The sequence below is a fragment of the Brevundimonas mediterranea genome (genome assembly GCF_014196125.1).
Lineage (GTDB): Bacteria > Pseudomonadota > Alphaproteobacteria > Caulobacterales > Caulobacteraceae > Brevundimonas > Brevundimonas mediterranea.
In genome coordinates this window covers 738,817-757,358 of the sequence record NZ_JACIDA010000002.1, presented here as the reverse complement: position 1 = coordinate 757,358, position 18,542 = coordinate 738,817, and the positions used below count along the sequence as shown (strand labels likewise).

The 18,542-nt window shown below is 61.0% G+C and carries 16 protein-coding genes; 11 read left to right on the top strand and 5 right to left on the bottom strand.

The genetic code is table 11. From position 1 onward, the window contains the following. Nucleotides 1–59: 59 nt before the first annotated feature. The 7 genes from GGR11_RS12475 (at nt 60) to GGR11_RS12445 (ending at nt 6,154) form a co-directional block, all read left to right on the top strand. On the top strand, nt 60–728 hold the full coding sequence (locus GGR11_RS12475; protein WP_183197457.1) for an HAD-IA family hydrolase: 669 nt from the start codon (nt 60–62) through the stop codon (nt 726–728). 63 nt (nt 729–791) lie between these two features. Further along, a complete protein-coding gene (locus GGR11_RS12470; protein ID WP_183197455.1) occupies nt 792–1,682 on the top strand; it encodes an AraC family transcriptional regulator in 891 nt (296 codons plus the stop codon). A 73-nt stretch (nt 1,683–1,755) separates the two neighbouring features. Further along, nucleotides 1,756–2,211 carry an iron-sulfur cluster assembly scaffold protein gene (locus GGR11_RS12465; RefSeq protein ID WP_183197454.1) on the top strand — a complete coding sequence of 152 codons (456 nt, stop codon included), beginning with the start codon at nt 1,756–1,758 and terminating at the stop codon, nt 2,209–2,211. A 79-nt stretch (nt 2,212–2,290) separates the two neighbouring features. Further along, a complete protein-coding gene (gene yidD / locus GGR11_RS12460) occupies nt 2,291–2,527 on the top strand; it encodes a membrane protein insertion efficiency factor YidD (RefSeq protein ID WP_135194176.1) in 237 nt (78 codons plus the stop codon). Then, nucleotides 2,524–4,461: a threonine--tRNA ligase gene (thrS, locus tag GGR11_RS12455; RefSeq protein WP_183197452.1), complete on the top strand. Its 1,938-nt coding sequence runs from the start codon at nt 2,524–2,526 to the stop codon at nt 4,459–4,461. The genes yidD and thrS overlap by 4 nt, the downstream gene beginning before the upstream one ends. Nucleotides 4,462–4,557: 96 nt before the next feature. After that, nucleotides 4,558–5,547 (top strand): UDP-glucose 4-epimerase GalE, encoded by a 990-nt coding sequence (gene galE / locus GGR11_RS12450; protein WP_183197450.1) that lies wholly within the window; start codon nt 4,558–4,560, stop codon nt 5,545–5,547. Between the two features lie 106 nt (nt 5,548–5,653). Continuing rightward, complete coding sequence (locus GGR11_RS12445) at nt 5,654–6,154, top strand: YciE/YciF ferroxidase family protein (protein WP_183197448.1); 501 nt, start codon at nt 5,654–5,656, stop codon at nt 6,152–6,154. 61 nt (nt 6,155–6,215) lie between these two features. Here GGR11_RS12445 and dapD read toward each other — a convergent pair whose 3' ends face one another. From dapD to argB, 3 genes are read right to left on the bottom strand one after another with little or no spacing between them, the layout of a single operon-like run. After that, entirely contained in the window at nt 6,216–7,073 is an 858-nt protein-coding gene (gene dapD, locus GGR11_RS12440; protein ID WP_183197446.1) for a 2,3,4,5-tetrahydropyridine-2,6-dicarboxylate N-succinyltransferase, read from the bottom strand. Further along, nucleotides 7,070–7,729 (bottom strand): pyrimidine 5'-nucleotidase, encoded by a 660-nt coding sequence (locus GGR11_RS12435; RefSeq protein ID WP_183197445.1) that lies wholly within the window; start codon nt 7,727–7,729, stop codon nt 7,070–7,072. Before GGR11_RS12435 ends, dapD begins: the two co-directional genes overlap by 4 nt. Further along, nucleotides 7,726–8,655 carry an acetylglutamate kinase gene (argB, locus tag GGR11_RS12430; protein ID WP_183197443.1) on the bottom strand — a complete coding sequence of 310 codons (930 nt, stop codon included), beginning with the start codon at nt 8,653–8,655 and terminating at the stop codon, nt 7,726–7,728. Before argB ends, GGR11_RS12435 begins: the two co-directional genes overlap by 4 nt. 333 nt (nt 8,656–8,988) lie before the next feature. Here argB and GGR11_RS12425 point away from each other — a divergent pair, with 333 nt between their 5' ends. The 4 genes from GGR11_RS12425 (at nt 8,989) to GGR11_RS16955 (ending at nt 15,783) form a co-directional block, all read left to right on the top strand. Further along, entirely contained in the window at nt 8,989–9,843 is an 855-nt protein-coding gene (locus GGR11_RS12425) for a hypothetical protein (protein ID WP_183197441.1), read from the top strand. A 227-nt stretch (nt 9,844–10,070) separates the two neighbouring features. Next, the gene (locus tag GGR11_RS12420; RefSeq protein ID WP_183197439.1) at nt 10,071–12,863 is read left to right on the top strand and encodes a glycosyltransferase; all 2,793 of its coding nucleotides are present in this window, start codon (nt 10,071–10,073) and stop codon (nt 12,861–12,863) included. Further along, nucleotides 12,863–14,368, top strand: a complete 1,506-nt coding sequence (locus tag GGR11_RS12415) for a glycosyltransferase family 4 protein (protein WP_183197437.1) — start codon at nt 12,863–12,865, stop codon at nt 14,366–14,368. Before GGR11_RS12420 ends, GGR11_RS12415 begins: the two co-directional genes overlap by 1 nt. A 107-nt stretch (nt 14,369–14,475) precedes the next feature. Continuing rightward, entirely contained in the window at nt 14,476–15,783 is a 1,308-nt protein-coding gene (locus GGR11_RS16955; RefSeq protein ID WP_183197435.1) for a glycosyltransferase, read from the top strand. Nucleotides 15,784–15,835: 52 nt separating this feature from the next. On the opposite strand, the gene GGR11_RS12405 is transcribed toward GGR11_RS16955, so the two are convergent. Together GGR11_RS12405 and rfaE2 are read right to left on the bottom strand one after the other, a co-directional pair. Continuing rightward, nucleotides 15,836–16,951: an AGE family epimerase/isomerase gene (locus GGR11_RS12405; RefSeq protein ID WP_183197433.1), complete on the bottom strand. Its 1,116-nt coding sequence runs from the start codon at nt 16,949–16,951 to the stop codon at nt 15,836–15,838. Between the two features lie 3 nt (nt 16,952–16,954). Further along, nucleotides 16,955–18,385 (bottom strand): D-glycero-beta-D-manno-heptose 1-phosphate adenylyltransferase, encoded by a 1,431-nt coding sequence (gene rfaE2 / locus GGR11_RS12400; protein ID WP_183197855.1) that lies wholly within the window; start codon nt 18,383–18,385, stop codon nt 16,955–16,957. Nucleotides 18,386–18,542 lie beyond the last annotated feature (157 nt).

Sequence of the window (18,542 nt, the reverse complement as noted above, 5' to 3'; positions counted from 1 at the left end):
ATTACGGGGGCTGGGCGGCGTCCGGTTGCCCCCGGTCCAGACCCGTGCTGGATAGACGCATGGCTTCCTCCCTCCACACACCCAAGACTTATCAGGCCTTCCTGTTCGACATGGACGGCACCCTGATCAGTTCGACCGCCGCCGCCGAACGGGTCTGGACCCGCTGGGCCGAGCTGCACGGCCTGGACGTGGCGCGCTTCATTCCCACCATCCACGGCGTGCGCGGCCCCGACACCATCCGCCGCCAGAATCTGCCGGACATCGACCTGGCCGCGGAGGCGGCCTGGGTCGAGCGGGGCGAGATCGAGGATGTGGATGGGGTCGTCCCCATTCCCGGCGCCCTTGATTTCCTCAAACGCCTGCCGCCCGACCGCTGGGCCGTGGTCACCTCGGCCAGCGCGCCCCTGGCCCGCGCCCGCATGGGCGCCGCCGGCGTGGAGCCGCCCGCCGTCATGGTCACAGCCGAACGGGTGGAGCGCGGCAAGCCGGACCCCTCGGGTTATCTGCTGGCGGCCCAAAGCCTGGGCGTCGACATCAAGGACTGTCTGGTGTTCGAGGACGCCGAGGCCGGGATCAAGGCCGGCGAAGCCGCCGGCGCAGACGTCGTGGTCATCACCGCCGCCTGGACCCATCCGCTGGAAACGTCGCACCCGAAACTGGCGGACTACGCCCAGGCGCGGCTGGAGGTGGAGGCCGACGGGGCGCTTGGGTTCTCGATCGAGACCTGAGCATTCCGGGTCAGGTTCGGCCGCCCCTCTTCCCTTATCTCCAGCCGTGCCAGGGAGGTGCGGATGAGCCGAAGCGTCATCGACAACTATCATGCGCGGATGCGCCGGGTGCTGGTCTTCATCGACCAAAACCTGGAGGCGGATCTGAACGTGGAGCTGCTGAGCGACGTGTCCGCCTTTTCCAAACACCATTTCCAGCGGCAGTTCTCTTCGCTGTTCGGGATCAGCGTCGGTCGGTACGTCCAACTGAAGCGGATGAAGCGCGCCTCCTACCGGCTGGCCTTTCGTGACGGGGCCAGCGTGCTGGAGATCGCGCTCGACAGCGGGTTCGAGGGGCCGGAGGCGTTCAGCCGCGCCTTCCGACGTCATTTCGACCAGAGCCCGACCGAGTTCCGAAGAGCGCCCCGCTGGACGCCCTGGCTTGCGGCCCAGACGCCGCTCACCCAAGCCCGGAGCCAGACCATGACACCCACCACACCCACCGAAGCCGAGGTTCGCATTCTCGACTTCCCGGAAACCGCTGTCGGCCTGCTGACGCACAGCGGCGATCCCGCCCACATCGGCGACACGATCCGTCGTTTCATCGCCTGGCGGAAGGCGGCGGGCCTGCCGCCGAAGATCAGCGCCACCTTCAACATCTTCCATACGGAGCCCGAGGATGACGCCGCCGCGCCCCATCGCATCGATCTGTGCGCCGTAGCCCCGCGCGCGATCCTGCCGAACGCGGCGGGCGTGGTCGCCGGCGTCATCCCCGCCGGACGCTGTGCGGTGCTGCGACAGGTCGGCGGCGGCGACGATCTGAGCGCCTCGGCCGCCTGGCTTTATGGGCAGTGGCTGCCGCGCAGCGGACACGAGCTTCGCGACTTCCCCCTGTTCGCCCAGCGCGTCAGCTTCTTCCCCGACGTGCCGGAGCATGAGGCCGTCACGGACATCTTCCTGCCGATCCAGTCGTAGGCCGCCGTTCTCCCTCTCCCCTGCAGGGGAGAGGGAGGTTTCGCGGGCGCGGTTGTCGTCCTATGTTCGCACCATGATCGACGATCTCTACAGCGCGCGCATCCTGATGCTGGCGGCGAACCTGCCCCATTCGGGGCGGCTGGCGGCGCCGGACGGGACCGGTGAGCGGGTGGCCAAACTGTGTGGGTCGCGGGCGACGGTGGATGTGACGCTGGACGATCAGGGCCGGGTCATCGACTTCGCCCAGGACGTCAAGGCCTGCGCCCTGGGCCAGGCGGCGGCCGGGGTGCTGGGCCAGGCCGTGATCGGCGCCGCGGCCGCAGAGATCGCCGAGGCGCGCGACGCCCTGTCGGCCATGCTGAAATCCGGCGGCGAAGGCCCGACCGGCCGGTTCGAGGATCTGCGGGTGCTGAGGCCCGTCGCCGACTATCCGGCGCGTCACGCCTCGACCCTGGTGGCGGTCGAGGCGACGCTGGAGGCCGTGAACCAGGCGCTGGCGGAACGAACTCGTCTCGCCGGCGCGGCCTGACGGGCTCTCAGCGGTTGATCCCCCTGCGATGACAGGGGATAAGCGCGGCGAACCCATCCAGCCCCCGGCGAAGGGACATATGTCTCTCTATGAACGCGGCGTCCGCGCGGCCCATCGGGGCTACAAGCTGACGCTGTCCCCCCTGATCGGCCAGCAGTGCCGGTTTCTGCCGACCTGTTCGGACTATGGGCGCGACGCCCTGATCCAGCACGGGCCGGTCAAGGGGGGATGGCTCACCGTGCGTCGCCTCTGTAAATGCCATCCCTTCGGAGGATCGGGCTACGACCCGGTCCCGCCTGCAAAGACTGACACATGATCGATCTGAAATTCCCAGACGGCGCCGTGCGCCAATATCCGGCCGGTTCGACGGCGCGCGACGTTGCGACCTCGATCTCGCCGTCCCTGGCCAAGAAGGCCGTGCTGGCCGAGCTGAACGGCGAGCAGCGCGATATGGGCCGGGTGCTGGAGACGGGCGGCGACTTCCGCCTGATCATGCGCGACGACCCCGCCGCGCTGTACACCATTCGTCACGACACGGCCCACGTCCTGGCGGAAGCCGTCCAGACCCTGTTCCCCGGCACCCAGGTCACGATCGGCCCGGCCATCGAGGACGGCTTCTATTATGACTTCTATCGCGACGAGCCCTTCTCGACCGACGACTTCGCCGCCATCGAGAAGGAGATGGGCCGGATCATCGATCGCGACGCCAAGTTCGAGCGCGAGGTCTGGGACCGCGACGAGGCCATCGTCTTCTTCGAGGCGCGCGGCGAGAAGTTCAAGGCCGAGCTGATCCGCGACCTGCCCGAGAACGAAACCATCACCCTGTACAAACAGGGCGACTGGATCGACCTGTGCCGGGGTCCGCACTTCCCCTCGACGCGCCACGTCGGCAAGGCCTTCAAACTGACCAAGCTGGCCGGCGCCTATTGGCGCGGCGATTCCAAGCGCGAACAGCTGCAGCGCATCTACGGCACCGCATGGGCGACCAAGGAAGACCTGGACGCCTATCTGCAGCGGCTGGAAGAGGCCGAAAAGCGCGACCACCGCAAGGTCGGCAAGGCCATGGAGCTCTTCCACATGCAGGAAGAGGGCCGGGGCATGGTCTTCTGGCATCCCAAGGGCTGGATCCTGTGGCGCGTGCTTGAGGCCTATATGCGCCGCCGCCTGGACGCCGCCGGCTATGTCGAGGTCAAGACGCCCCAGGTCCTGGACCGCAAATTCTGGGAACAGAGCGGCCACTGGGACAAGTACCGCCCCAACATGTTCGTCTGCGAGACGGTCGAGGGCGAGACTCTCAGCCTCAAGCCGATGAACTGCCCCGGCCACGTGCAAATCTTCGATCAGGGTCAGCGCTCCTACCGCGAACTGCCGCTGCGCATGGCCGAGTTCGGCGCCTGCCACCGCTATGAGCCGTCGGGCTCGCTCCACGGCCTGATGCGGGTGCGCGGCTTCACCCAGGACGACGCCCACATCTTCTGCCGCGAGGACCAGATCGTCGAAGAGACGGCCGAGTTCATCAAACTGGCCCGCAGCGTCCACGCCGACCTGGGCATGGAGACCGCCTATATCAGCCTGGGCACCCGGCCCGAGAACCGCGCCGGTTCGGACGAGTTCTGGGACAAGGCCGAGGCCCTGATGGCCGAAGCCGCCCGCGCCGCCGGCACCGAGCCGGTCGTGACCGAAGGCGACGGGGCCTTCTACGCGCCCAAGCTGGACTTCATCGTAAAGGACGCCATCGGCCGTGAATGGACCTGCGGCACGATCCAGCTGGACTATGTCCTGCCGGAACGGCTCGATGCGACCTACATCGCCGAGGACGGCCAGAAGCACCGTCCGGTCATGCTGCACCGGGCTATTCTGGGCAGCTTCGAACGCTTCATCGGCATCATGATCGAGAACTACGCCGGCGCCTTCCCCCTGTGGCTGGCCCCGACCCAGGCCGTGGTGGCCACCATCACCTCGGACGCCGATGACTACGCCCGTGACGTGATGGCCCGGTTCAAGGCCGCCGGCCTGCGCACCGAGATCGACCTGCGCAACGAGAAGGTCGGCTACAAGGTCCGCGAACACTCGGTCGGCAAGGTGCCGGTCATCGCCGTGGTCGGCCGCCAAGAAGCCGAACAGGGCATGGTCGCCATCCGCCGCCTGGGCTCGCAGGCTCAGACGGTGGTGACGGTGGAGGAAGCCATCCGCCTGCTGACCGAAGAGGCCACGCCGCCGGACCTGAAGCAATCGCAAGTGGTCTGTTGAGGCCGCACCTTCACGGCGAAACTCGCCTAGGGTAGGACGTCAAGCACTCGCACGCCCCCTTGTTCGTCGTGGCGAGGGTCAAAGGAGAGAGCAGTCATGTCGACCACCATCCTGGTCACGGGGGGAGCCGGCTATGTCGGCTCACATGTCTGTCTTGCCCTTCACCAAGCCGGCTTCTCGCCGGTGGTCTACGACAACCTGTCGAACGGCCATGAGACCTTCGTCCAGTGGGGCGCGCTCGAGATCGGCGACATCCGTGACGGCGCACGCCTCGATGCGGTGATCGCCAGGCACAGGCCCGTTGCAGTCCTTCATTTCGCCGCCCTTATCGAGGTCGGGGAATCGGTGAAGGAACCTGGCCGCTTCTACGACAACAATGTCGTGGGCGCCCTGACCCTGATCGAGGCGGGGCGCCGCGGCGGGATCGAGGCGATGGTCTTCTCCTCGACCTGCGCCACCTATGGCGATCCCGCGTACCTGCCGATGGACGAGGTCCATCCCCAGGCGCCGCTGAACCCCTATGGCCGCTCCAAGCTGATGGTCGAACAGGCCTTAGCAGACTATTCGACCTATGCGGGCTTCCGCTCGGTCTGCCTGCGCTATTTCAACGCCGCCGGAGCGGACGAAGAGGGCCGGATCGGCGAGCGCCACCACCCCGAGACCCACGCCATTCCCCTAGCCTTACAGACGGCGCTCGGCCAACGTCAGGGCTTCAAACTTTTCGGCGACGACTATGACACGCGAGACGGCACGGCGGTGCGCGATTACGTCCACGTCATGGACCTCGCCGACGCCCATGTGCGGGCGCTGAAATACCTGCTCGACGGGGGCGAGACGACGGTATTCAACCTAGGGACCGGAAGGGGGACGACGGTCAGGGAACTGATCGACACCATCCGCCGCACGACAAACCGCCCCTTCCCCGTCGAGACCGCGCCCCGTCGCGCGGGCGATGCTCCCTGTTTGGTGGCTGACAACAGCCGGGCGCGCGAGGTGCTGGGCTGGCGACCAACGCGGACTCTGGACGACATCGTTCGTACGGCTTGGCGCTGGCATGCCGCCGAGCGGGAGGCGCACGAGGCTTAGCGTTCGCAGCCCTGCGCACGGAACCGTGCACAGGAACGGAAGCCGGCCTGATCGCTTGTGATGAGGTGCGCCCCCCGCGCCCCATCACAATTTGCGAGATACGATCATGGCCGAGAAAACCCTCGACACACTGTTCCACGACACGCTCAAGGACATCTATTACGCTGAGCGCAAGATCCTGAAATCCCTGCCCAAGATGGCCCGTGCGGCCCAGTCGCCCGAGCTGAAGGCGGCCTTCGAAAAGCACAAGGATCAGACCGAAGGCCAGATCGAACGCCTGCAACAGGTGTTCGAGATCATCGGCAAGGCCCCGCGCGGCAAGACCTGCGACGCCATCGAAGGCATCCTGGCCGAGGGCGAGGAGATCATGGAAGAATACAAGGGCAACCCCGCCCTCGACGCCGGCCTGCTGGCCGCCGCCCAGGCGGTCGAACACTATGAGATCACCCGCTACGGCACGCTGAAGCGCTGGGCCCTGGTGCTGGGCATGAAGGACGCCGCCGCCCTGCTGGACGAGACCCTGCAGGAAGAATCCCAGACCGACGAAGACCTGACCGGCATCGCCGACGCCGCCGTCAACAAGGATGCGATGAAGTCCGCCGCCTGATCTTGTGGGCCGGATAAAGGACGGAGGCGGCCTCGCGGTCGCCTCCGTTTTTCTTTTGTCCTCAGTCGCGCAGCAGTTCGTTGACCCCGGTCTTGGCCCGGGTCTGGGCGTCCACCCGCTTGACGATGACGGCGCAGTACAGCGACGGACCGCCCTTGGGATCTGGCAAGGCGCCCGGCACCACGACCGAATAGGCCGGCACCTCGCCCCGGAAGATCTCGCCGGTCGCCCGGTCCACGATCTTGGTCGAGCCCGACAGATAGACGCCCATGGCCAGGACCGCGCCCTCGCGCACGATCACGCCTTCAGCGACCTCGGCGCGGGCGCCGATGAAACAGCCGTCCTCGATGATAGTCGGATTGGCCTGAAGCGGCTCCAGCACCCCGCCGATGCCCGCCCCGCCAGACAGATGCACGTTCTTGCCGATCTGGGCGCAGGAGCCGACCGTAGCCCAGGCGTCCACCATCGACCCTTCGTCGACGAAGGCGCCGATGTTCACGAAGGACGGCATCAGCACGACATTCTTGGCGATGTAAGCGCCCTGGCGAACGATGGCGCCGGGCACCGAGCGGAAGCCGGCGGCCTGGTAATCGGCGGCGGCCCAGTCGCCGAACTTGTTGGGCACCTTGTCCCAATAGGGGCCGACGCCCGGGGCGTGGCTGGTCGGGCCGCGGTCGCCGGCGCGCATGATCTGGTTGTCGTTCAGCCGGAAGGACAGCAGCACCGCCTTCTTCAGCCACTGGTGCGTGGTCCAGACCCCGTCCTCGCCGCGCGAGGCGACACGGGCCTGGCCGGAATCGAGCAGGGCCAGGGCGGTCTCGACCGCGTCGCGGACATCGCCGTGGGTGGCGGCCGAGACATCGGCGCGGTCTTCCCAGGCGGCCTCGATGACGGATTCGAGATGCGACAGGTCGGTCATGCGGCGTCCTTGAAGGTCAGGGCGTTGAGGAAGTCGAGAAGATCGGGGGCGATCCGGTCGATATGGTCCCCCAGGGGTTTGCCGTGGCCGTCACCGATCAGGACGGTCGCCATACCCAGGGCCTTGGCGGGCTCCAGATTCTTCGGGGTGTCCTCGAAGAAGGCGGCGCAGCGCGGCTCGAAATCGAACCGTTCGATCATGCGACGAAAGGCCGACGGGGCCGGCTTGGGCGTCAGGTCCCCGTCCTCGATGGCGAAGACGCCCTCGAAACAGTCGGCGATGCCGATCCGGTCCAGCACCCGATGCGCATAATCCCGCGCGCCGTTGGTGAAGACGAAACAGCGTCCCGGCAGGGTCTTCAGCCGTTCGGCCAGACGCGGATTGGGCTCGACCCCGTCCAGCGGCACGTCGTGGACCACGTTCAGGAAGTCCTCGGGATCGATGGTGTAGTTGGCCATCAGCCCGGCCAGGGTGGTGCCGTGTTCATCCAGAAACTGGCGCTGCTGGATGCGCGCCTCTTGGGGCGCCAGGCCGACCGCCTCGACCACATAGGCGTTGATCCGCGCCTGGACCAAGGACATCAACCCCTGCTCGCGCGGATACAGGGTGTCGTCCATGTCGAACACCCAGGCGTTGACGTGCGACAGGTCGATCAAGACGCCTTCACCAGGGTGCCGGCGCCGAATTCGGTGAACAGCTCCACCAGCATGGCGTGGGGACGCCGGCCGTCCAGAATGACCACGGCCTCAACCCCGGCGCGCACGGCGGCCATGGCGGTCTCCAGCTTGGGGATCATGCCGCCGTGGGCGACGCCGGTGTCGATCAAACCTTGCGCCTCCTCCAGCGTCATCTGGCGAATGATCTCGCCGTCCGCGCCCTTCACCCCCGGCACGTCGGTCAGCAGGAGCATCCGCTTGGCGCCCAGCGACCCGGCCACGGCGCCCGCCACCGTATCGGCGTTGACGTTATAGGTCTGGCCGTCCTCGGCCACCCCGATCGGGGCGATGACCGGGACCCAGTCCTCGGTCTCCGAGGCGATCAGCCCCTTGATCAGCTTGGGATCCACCTTGGTGGGTTCGCCGACATAGCCCAGGTCGACCTCGTGCTCGATCATGCTGTCGGGATCGCGCTTGGTCCGGCGGGTCTTCTCCACCGTCAGCAGGCCGGCGTCCTTGCCCGACAGACCGACGCCGCGCACGTCCGCCTCCTTGCCGGCCATGGTGATCCAGTGGGCGATCTCCTTGTTCACGGCGCCGGACAGGACCATTTCGGCGACCTCCATCGTCGCCGGATCCGTCACCCGCAAACCATCGACGAAGCTGGACCTGACCCCCGCCTTCTCCAGCATGGCGCTGATCTGCGGCCCGCCGCCGTGCACCACGACCGGATTGACCCCCATCAGCTTCAGCAGCACCACATCGGCCGCGAACTGACGCGCCACGGCGCTCTCGCCCATGGCGTGGCCGCCGTATTTGATGACCACGGTCTCGCGGTCATAGACCTGAATATACGGCAGGGCCTCGGCGAGCGTCTTCGCCGTCTCCCAGCTGCGTTCCTCGGACTGGCGTTCTGTTTCGTTCATCACCGGCGCGAGATAGCGGGGAAGGGGCGCAGCGTCACGAACAAAAGAGGCCCACAGGATAGCCGCTGAATCTGGGCGCGCAAAGCTAGCCCCTGTGGGGTACTAGCGCCATGCTGGCCCAGCCCCCAACGAATAGAACGATATCGCTCGGGATACGCATTGAGCCATTGTTGTCGACGTAGCTTCAGGATAGCGTCCAGACGGAAATCATTTTGTCTCGCTAGAGATTGGTGAGCTAAAATGACAAATCAATAACTAAATATAATTTACACAGCAAAACCGACCAGGTCGATATAGATGTCTGACGAAACAGCCCCCCAAAACGGATCCAACTTGACTGATATTGACAAAAAACTTTCAGAACTAATTAAGTTGCTGAATGAGGTTCGTCATGAATCGTGGCGATCAAGCGCTCTCGCGGTGTCTAAACAGCTTTGGGATGCGTTTGGTGCGGACGGCAGATACTCAGATCCAAAGACACTCGCCCGATACAATCGGCGGATGTACAGTCAACATGGTGAAGATGGTGTTATTTCTGAGATATTCAGCCGTATAGGTGAAGGCAATAAGCGGTTTTTCGAGATAGGCGTTGGAGACGGGACGCAGAACACGACGCGATTTCTTTTAGAACGAGGCTGGAGCGGCGTTTGGGTGGAGGGGTCCCCAGAACTTGCGGAATCGGCAAAAGAATTCATGAAGCAATATATAGATTCTGGTAATCTAAAAATTGTGCAAACCTTCATTACTGCTGAAAATGTTAGCCAAATAGTAGATGAATCCGACAAAAACGGTAAACTTGACTATATATCAATAGATATTGACTACAACACACCTCACGTCTGGCGAGCTCTAAGAAGAAGCTCGAGGGTCGCATGCCTTGAATATAACTGCACTATGCCCCCGAACGTCGCCATGACTGTGCCTTACGATCCAAACGGCGTGTGGGATGGAACCGCTTGGTACGGCGGCAGCCTAAAGGCCTTTGAGAATATCGGCCTTGAAAAAGGAATGGCTCTAGTGGGATCCGATTTAGTCGGGGTGAATGCCTACTTTGTTGATCTTGAAGAGGCCAGAGGGAAATTCAGAGAGCCATTTGACGCAGCGACGCACTACGAACCGCCAAGATATTATGAGTATGGACATCAACACCAACCACCCGCAGCGCCTCGCCGCTGGGTGACCGAGTAATCTCCAAAGCGCGCAAGCCGAGAGCCTTAAGCGCAACCAACACAAAATCCGGCTGATGTTTGGGCGCCACCCACAAACTCCTTGATTGTGCTACAGTCTGGACGCAGCCCCAATTGGCCATGCCCGCACCCGATCCTTTAAAACCGCACACTCAATCTGCGTCCATGATCGCAGCGGATTCTCACGCCGCGCCAATCTGCGCCGACATTACGAGCTAAGCGAATACAATGACCACATCTATTCCGACCAAGACGCAGGACACACTCTCACCTGAAGAGTATGTGTCCCTGCTCTACAGCGCCCTGCTGGGTCGAGCTCCTGATACAGAGGGTCTGAAAGCTCACTCGAAGGCTCTGCGTACGCATGGAGATCACTCCCGAATCATTAGAGAGATTACGTCGTCTCCGGAGTATCTATCCCGACAACTATCGCCTGAACAGCGAGGGAAAACTGGCGCCACAGCTTCGAAGCGTGTTAACGCTGGCCTTTCAAGCCGCACTGACACACTCTCATTTATAATAAATGCCAGCAAACACTACTTCTCTGACCCCGCTTTTTTGCGAAAACTGGCAGATAGCGACAATATATTTTCACGTCGAATTCGTCCTGTAAAAAATATCGCACTCTACTATTGGCGACTTAATAACGGCGGAACAGAAAGGGTTACGGCCCGGGAGATAGAAATCTGGACCCGTATGGGTTTCAACGTGATACTGATCACAGATCAAGAGGCAATACCAGATCAGGACTACGATTATGGGAGCGAGGTGAAGCGCTACATCATTCCTGAGAGGATGATGCATAATAACTCTTACCCCCCTCGCGGCCGTGCATTGGCTGACATACTGCAAATCGAAGAGATTGATTTATTTGTAACAAATCAGTGGTATGAAGTATCGTCGGTTTGGGATGTAATGGTTGCCAAGAGCTTGGGCATCCCGACCATTGTCGGCTGGCACAACGTCTTCGACGCCGGGATCCATAACCTCGATGATCTTGGGCTCGCGAACCTCAGATACCTTGGGTACCGGCATGCTGATCTGATCGCGGTCCTTAGCAGCGTCGATGAGTTATGGTTCCAAAGCTGGGGCGTTCCCGCACGCTTGGTCCACAATCCGCTTACATTCGACGAACTACCGACCACCTTGGCGCCGCTTGACGGTCGCACGATCGTCTGGGTTGCTCGCGCCGAAAAGCACCAGAAGCGGATTGACCATGTGCTCCAGATGTTTCCGATGGTCCTTGCGGAGGAGCCCGACGCTCGCCTCCTTATCGTTGGGGGTGGCCCCGATCTTGATTGGGCTAGAGAGTACGCTGCGTCCCTGGGCATTGGTCACCGCGTCAACTTCACTGGGTACAGCAAAGATGTGAGTGTCTTTATACGGCGGAGCGCCGTTCACGTCATGACCTCCGAATTCGAGGGATATCCTATGGTGTTGGGCGAGGTGTGGGCCCATGGGGTCCCCACCGTCATGTACGATCTGCCGCATCTGGAGTACCTCCGCAGCGGGCGCGGGCACGTTGTAGTAGAACAGAAAGACGTCGCGGGCCTCGCGAGCGCAGTTGTTGCGCTTCTGAGAGACAAAGCACGCCGCATCGCCCTAGGAGCGGAAGCCCGTCATTTTGTCGAGGAGGTGATTAGCGACGACTTGGAGAAGACCTGGAAAGACATTTTCCACAAGATTGGAGTCGGAGAGAATCCCGGTTCGCCTCCTGCTGCCGAACAGCTGCGCATCGAGAGCTACGGCATCCTTGTCAAAATGCTCGGCGACAAGATGTTAAGCCTTTACGGCCCCAACAACAGCTCAGAACCACAACCGGTCTTGCCCAGCCAGGCGCCCGCGGCTCGCCCCACAAAGCGGGGCACCCGAAGGCTGGTTCGGGCGGCTCGCGTCATCGGCGCGCCATATGCGGTGATGAAGAAAGCGCTGTCGAAACCGACGGGATCCCGCTCTCGTTTGCGAATGATTGATTTGTCGCATGTCGGTTTTGGCGACAACCTGATGATCTGGACAGGCCTATTTACGCTGCTGGAAGCCGGAGCCCCCGTCTGCGCGCCGGGATGTGTAATCCATGTTCAGCCCATCCTGGCAGATTTATGCGGCCATATCTTTTCTCGTTTCGGCCTGGAGGTCCGCCAAGGCCATCCAGAACGTGAGATCAGGCCGATCTACACACCCCTCCCCCCGGCCACCACGAAAGAGTGGATGAGCACCTATTTCGGGAGCGACTGGCGAATGAACTGGGTTGAGGCGGTCGATCTCCAAAAAACGCTTCCCCGCAGCGGCGCCGAGAACTCGTTCAAGGCACGGGTTAGACTGTTTCTGTCTGAGCGATTCATCTATCGCCGTATGGGATGGCAAGACGCCGCGCCTACGTACATTGGATTCCGAGCCTGGCAGCCGATAGCAGCCAAGCATGGCATATATCCCACTGTATTCTTATCCCAGATGAAACGGTCGCTCCAATCCCTCAGAACTATCATGTCCGACTATGTAGACGACATGACGTCAGAATCAGACCGGGATAATTTTAGAGGAAATGCCGCATTTCCGGCTGGGAAATCATTCCAGACCATCCCCCCTTTGGTTTACAAGAAAGTTAACCAGATTCTTGGCGGCGACTACTTCTCTTGCTATGTTCAAAATGACAGCGCCTGGCACAATGATTTTCAGTCAAACGGCGTGCAGACCAAGAACATAACAAGTGTATTAGATACGTTCCGGATCATTAAGTACTCAAACAGCATCCTAACGACGGACAGCTTCACTTCCCACATCGCCCAAATTCTGAGAGACGATTTTACCTTAGTTTTAAGTCGCGACTTTCAGGAGAGCATACTTCACCCTGGCGCCAATCCGACTGTGGTGGCCAATCACCCTGCCTGTGCACCGTGTAACTATCAGGAAAGATATCATTTCGACCGTTGCGTCGCGGGCTACAAATACTGCCTCGGCTTTGAAAGCGATGCCTTCATCAACCGCATCGCCAGCGCCGTTCGGATGCGCGCAATCGCCTGATGCGTATTCTGGTATGCACCAACGCCTACCCCCCCCGCTTCATGGGGGGGGCGGAACTGGTCGCGCACGAACAGGCCAAAAGCCTGGTCACTCTGGGACACGAGGTCTTGGTCTTTGCCGGGGGAATCGTGGGGCGCGGCCCCCGGCATTCACGCACGGACGAATTCTATGATGGACTACCAGTGGTCCGGATCGAGACGACCGAAGAAGACTACAGTCCGGCGTACATCAACTTCCTCCATCCAGCGATAGAGGACCACTTCCGGAATGTGCTAAAGTCATTTCGTCCTGATGTCGTGCATTTCCACAACATCATAGGCCTGTCTGTCAGACTGCCCATCCTGGCGAAGCGGGCGGGTATCAGAACCGTGTGCACGCTGCACGATTTCTGGGGTTTCTGCCAGCAAAACACGGGCGTTCGCCGCGACGGCGAGGCGTGCGACGCCTCCTTGCCCTGCGCTTCGTGTGTGCCGCGAATTCACGACGGTCGCGGTCTCCATGTGCCCCTGCGGCTGCGTCGGGACATGGTGCGCTTCTGTTTTGAACACCTCGATCACCTCATCGCTCCGAGTCGGTACGTGGCGGCTAGATATGCCGCTGCTGAACTGGTGGGCGACGATGTTCACATCATACCCAACGGCGTCCAGAAGCTTGATTCACAGCAATCTGACAAGCCGTCGAAGTCACGAACCCGCATTGCCTACATAGGATATTTCGGCCAGCACAAAGGCGTCGCCACACTCTTATCCGCTATGGCGCAGGTTGTGACGGATTTCGACATAGAACTACTTCTCGCCGGCGAAGGGCCGGAACAGGACAATTATCGAAAACAAGCCGAGGCTTTAGGTATTCTTGGTCGGGTACGTTTCCTGGGTAAGGTGCCTCATGAGGATATTGCCAGTGTTTACTCGGAGGCCGACATAGTTTGCCTTCCTTCTGTCTGGGACGAAAACCAACCGGTCTGCCTGATGGAAGCCATGAGCGCCGGACGGCCGGTCATCGCTTCAAGAAAGGGCGGAATCCCTGAAATCGTCGAGCATGGGCGTAACGGCTTTCTGTTCAAAGCTGGCGATGCCCAGGAGCTTGCGACGTATCTGTCGGTTCTATGCGGCGACAAGAAGCTCCGCGTCGAAATGGGCAACCGGGGCAGGGATCAGGTCATGCGACAGACTTACGAAGATCAGGCGAGATTTAACCTGGATGTCTATGGCGCGCCTCCGCGCACCTGGCGGATCGATCCGCGTGTTGTTGTGTTCGGAAGCTTGCGGTTCAAACCGTCCTCCCGCGACGCGGGCATGTTCGCCGACCAACGCCATCGCCGCAAAATATTCTTGCCGTTCGCCTGGCGCGCCGAAAGCGTGTTCTGCGCCGACTACGCATGGCTCATCCTGCCGCGCTGGGCTGGATTGCTAACCTCTTTGCCCTTTCTGAAGTCACCGATACTGCTGAGACTGCACGGATTTCGGCGGGGCCGCCAGCTCCGCCATAAAGGCAAGGCGCTTTGAGAGGCGCTTTCACACGTCAAGCCTTGCATCAAGGCTGCAGGGCGCAGAATTGGCAGAGGCTCGTCGTCATGGCCACGATGCCGCTACTGGATTTGGGAGAGTAACTAGTGGCGATCTGGCCCAAGATCAGGCGACGCATCGAACTGAATCCCGCGCCGCGGACGCTTGAACGTTTTCGTGTCTGGCTGGACCGACGAAGGGTTGCTCGAACCGCCTCCCCGGTCGACGGCGCCCCGATGCGACGCATGTTCATCGATGTCACAATGATCAGCAAGAACGACGCTGGGACCGGCATACAACGCGTCGTCAGAGCCTTGGCGCTCCAGAAGGATGAGATCCAGGCGCAAGGTTGGGATGTCTGGTATGTGGTGGCGTCCAGGCGAACGCCATACCATCGTATCGATTGGCCGGCCATGCGATCGTCCGAGCACCCCGTAGCGATTCACGCGCGAGCAGGTGACGTCTTCCTGGGGCTGGACTATTCGCTGGACGTCGTCCGGATTCACGAAGGGCAACTTCGCCATCTCGTCGGCGAGGGGGCGCGCCTTTGGTTCCTGATTCATGACCTTCTGCCGATACAGCGGCCCGAATGGTTCTCACCCGAAAATGTCGCACGATACGGAAAATGGTTGCGCGTGCTGGGATCTCTATCCGAAGGATTTCTATGCAACTCTGTGCAGACAAAATCGGAGTTGATCGAGGTGCTGAGAAGTCGCTTCGGATTAAGCAGGGGCTATCATACCCACGTCTTGCCGATGGGAACGGATATACAGGCCAGCCTTCACACTACCGGCGTTCCTGACGGTTTCGATGACTATCTCGCGAGGCTGAAGCTTAATCCCACCATCTTGATGGTGGGCACTCTCGAACCTCGAAAAGGCCATCAGGGAGTGCTTGATGCCTTTGATCGACTTTGGCGGGAAGGTTTTGTTGGGAATCTCGTGATCGTCGGACGAGCCGGTTGGAAGGTCGCTTCCCTCCTCGAACGTCTGCGAGCCCATCCTGAGCACGGGAAACGTCTTCATTGGCTTGATAACGCCAGCGATGAGACGTTGATGCGCCTCTATGAAGCCAGCGATGGGGTTCTCCTGGCGTCCTTCGCCGAGGGATTTGGGTTGCCGTTGACCGAGGCGCTACGCTACCGAAAACCGGTCCTTGCTCGAGATCTTGCGGTCTTCTGCCGCCATTCGTCATCCGGCATCCGCTATTTCCCTGTGCAGGCCGATACCATAGCCATGGCCTCAGCCATTTCTGCCTGGGTTGAGGAAATCCAGAGCGGCGCCATAGTCGTCCGTCCAGGCTGTGATACCGACTGGAGAGATTCCATTTGCTCCCTTTTGTCGGCGCTCGACAAAACAGCGGTCGCCCCCCGCGAGGGTGGACGGGCCCTGGCCGGGACGTCATCGCCAAGTTGAGAATGCGGAAGCGGCGGCCGGCGGCCGGCGGCGAACTGGCCGTGCAGAAGTCTTAGCCGACTTTTCGACGAAGCTCCGAGACCGCGACCGTAATGTGATAGAGTGAGCTTGCAGGTGAGGCGGGTTCTTCAAAGCGCTGCTCTTCTGCATTCCAAACCTCACGCCACAGCCCATTTGGAGTCAGGAAAGAGTTCAGTGCTCGCCACGCCTCAATCGGCGATCCTGCGTGATCCGAGACAAGCGTAGCCTTCAGCCATTCCGTGTGCGGCCATAAACGAACCGACGCCTGGGAGACGTCGCCGTTGTCGTACACTTCGCCAAACAGCAAACCTGAAACGGGGTCACGGCCGCGACGCAGGGTCGAAGACGCTAGCTCGACGACGCTGGGCATGCCTCGATCAAGGATACGTTCCGCTTCATGGAACAGCCAGATCCATTCGAAGTGGTGCCCCGGTTCCGTAACCTTTCTTCCCTCGACGGAAAGCGGTTCGGATAGATCGTCGGAAAAGAACTCGTAGATGGCGCTGTTTTTGGCGTCGAAGAACCGGAGGATACAGAGCTCGATCAGGGTTTCACTGAGGGTTCTGAATACGGCATCGCCCATATGCTCGGAGCAGGCTAAGGCAGCCTCCAACAGATGCATATGCGGGTTCTGCCGCCTCGGTAGCCGGGAAGGCAAAGCTTCCTGAAAGCCGCCGCATGGATGAGAAAGCCGTTCAAGGATGAAGTCGACTAGGTTCACAGCTTCAGTGCGTAGGTCTTCGTCCCTCAGCAGCCGAAAGCCGTGTGCAAACGCGAAGAGCGAGAAAGCCAGATCGTAGAGATCACGCGTATCATCGATTACGCGACCTGCAAGATCCGTCCGCGCGACAAAACCACCATCTGAATTACGTAGGTTTGTTCGAAGAAAGTGAAGACCATGCTCCGCACCGGCCTGTGCTTTTGACACGCCAAGACGCGCCGCTTCCGCGAAGACATATATCTGTCTGGTTGTAACTCTTAGCCTCTTGAAATCTGATGCATTCTCTACGCCCGTAAAGCTAAGAGCATCATAATAGCCGCCGCGTTCCCAATCGACGCCGCGTTCAAGCCACAGCGGAATGGCGACCTCAAAGAGCCAGTGGGACGCCTCCTGCGCGGCTTCCTGCAACCTGATCGCTTGAGTCATGCCTTAACCCTCTGACTGACTGCGGGCGATCAAATTGGAGGTTGACTGGCCAGCAACTATATCGACCCTAACCACAGCGCCTCCGCGTTTCTTGACGATATCAGCGCCGACGATCTGGTCTTCTTGATAGTCTGCGCCCTTGACCAGCAGGTCCGGCTCCAGAGCGGCTATCAGGTTTTGAGGCGTATCTTCATCAAACATAACGACCAAGTCGACGAAGCGAACCGCCGCCATGACGTCGGCGCGTGCGGCTTCGTTCTGGACGGGGCGAGCGGTCCCCTTCAGACGGCGCACGGACGCATCGGTGTTCAAGCCAACGACCAACCGATCACAGTACTCCGAGGCTTGCCGGAGAAGGCTAATGTGGCCGGGGTGTAGCAAGTCGAAGCAGCCGTTGGTGAACCCCACGGTCAAGCCTTCGCCCTCCCATTGGCGGCGGATGAGAACAGCGTCCTCCAAGGAGGCCTGGCGCACGTGGGGGGAAACCTCTGCACGGCCCGACGCCGACTTCAGTTCCAACGCCTTGACGACCTCCCTGGCCGACGTCGTCGCTGTGCCCGCCCTGGCAATGACCAGTCCGGCTGCGGCGTTGGCGGCCTTTAAGGCCAGCAGCGGAGAGGCGCCGCTAGTGATCGCATAGGCGAACACCGATACAACTGTGTCGCCTGCGCCAGAAACGTCGAAGACTTCCTTTGCGTCCGTCGCCAGGGAGATGTCTTCGTCATCGACCGAAAATAGGCTTAGCCCCTCTTCAGACCGCGTCAACAGTATAGAAGCGCCAGAAGCCTCCGCCGCGCGCTGAGCCGCAAGCTTGCAATTTGCGTCGTCCCTGCAAGCGATTCCAGTCGCTGCGGTCAATTCCTTCCTGTTCGGCGTAATGAAGTGTGCGCCGCGATAGTCTGAAAAATTTCTGCGTTTGGGGTCTACGAAGATCTTCACACCCGCCAGACGGGCACGCGAAATCACCACCGAAAGCACCCGGTCAGACAAGCAGCCCTTCTCATAGTCCGAAAGAACGATTGCCGCCACATTGGGAAGCGCCGCATCGACTGTCGTCAGTATGAGTTCCTCGACATCGACGCCCACAGAACCTGAATGCTCTTTGTCCATCCTGAGCATCTGGTGATTTCCAGCCAGAATGCGAACCTTGGACGTCGTGTGTCGGCCTGCAACTGCGACCAATCTGGTCGTCACGCCGCCAGATTCGAGGATGGTCGTCAACCTTGCGGCTTCCGGGTCTTGTCCGACGATGCCGATGAGTGTGACAAAACCACCCAAGGCGGCGATATTCATCGCGACATTAGCGGCGCCGCCTGCGACTTCGTGATGTCCCATGTGCTTCAACACGGGGACGGGAGCCTCAGGCGAAATGCGCTCAACATCGCCGCTGGCGTAACCGTCCAGCATTACGTCCCCCAACACGAGAATTTTCATCCTGGGGTCGAACAGATTTTCTCCGCTGAATCGGACTGTATCTTTATCGGTAAGGGTTACAGCCATGACAGTCATCCGATTATTACGCCGAAGCCCACACGGGGACACATTATGAATCCGCGATTCTATATTTACTGCTCTTATTTCCAAGACAGTA

Excerpts from the sequence above, each read along its gene's own strand:
- GGR11_RS12475 (WP_183197457.1), top strand. The coding sequence starts at position 60 with ATGGCTTCCTCCCTCCACACACCCAAGACTTATCAGGCCTTCCTGTTC.
- GGR11_RS12470 (WP_183197455.1), top strand. The coding sequence starts at position 792 with ATGAGCCGAAGCGTCATCGACAACTATCATGCGCGGATGCGCCGGGTG.
- GGR11_RS12465 (WP_183197454.1), top strand. The coding sequence starts at position 1,756 with ATGATCGACGATCTCTACAGCGCGCGCATCCTGATGCTGGCGGCGAAC.
- yidD (WP_135194176.1), top strand. The coding sequence starts at position 2,291 with ATGTCTCTCTATGAACGCGGCGTCCGCGCGGCCCATCGGGGCTACAAG.
- thrS (WP_183197452.1), top strand. The coding sequence starts at position 2,524 with ATGATCGATCTGAAATTCCCAGACGGCGCCGTGCGCCAATATCCGGCC.
- galE (WP_183197450.1), top strand. The coding sequence starts at position 4,558 with ATGTCGACCACCATCCTGGTCACGGGGGGAGCCGGCTATGTCGGCTCA.
- GGR11_RS12445 (WP_183197448.1), top strand. The coding sequence starts at position 5,654 with ATGGCCGAGAAAACCCTCGACACACTGTTCCACGACACGCTCAAGGAC.
- dapD (WP_183197446.1), bottom strand. The coding sequence starts at position 7,073 with ATGACCGACCTGTCGCATCTCGAATCCGTCATCGAGGCCGCCTGGGAA.
- argB (WP_183197443.1), bottom strand. The coding sequence starts at position 8,655 with ATGAACGAAACAGAACGCCAGTCCGAGGAACGCAGCTGGGAGACGGCG.
- GGR11_RS12420 (WP_183197439.1), top strand. The coding sequence starts at position 10,071 with ATGACCACATCTATTCCGACCAAGACGCAGGACACACTCTCACCTGAA.
- GGR11_RS12415 (WP_183197437.1), top strand. The coding sequence starts at position 12,863 with ATGCGTATTCTGGTATGCACCAACGCCTACCCCCCCCGCTTCATGGGG.
- GGR11_RS12405 (WP_183197433.1), bottom strand. The coding sequence starts at position 16,951 with ATGACTCAAGCGATCAGGTTGCAGGAAGCCGCGCAGGAGGCGTCCCAC.
- rfaE2 (WP_183197855.1), bottom strand. The coding sequence starts at position 18,385 with ATGAAAATTCTCGTGTTGGGGGACGTAATGCTGGACGGTTACGCCAGC.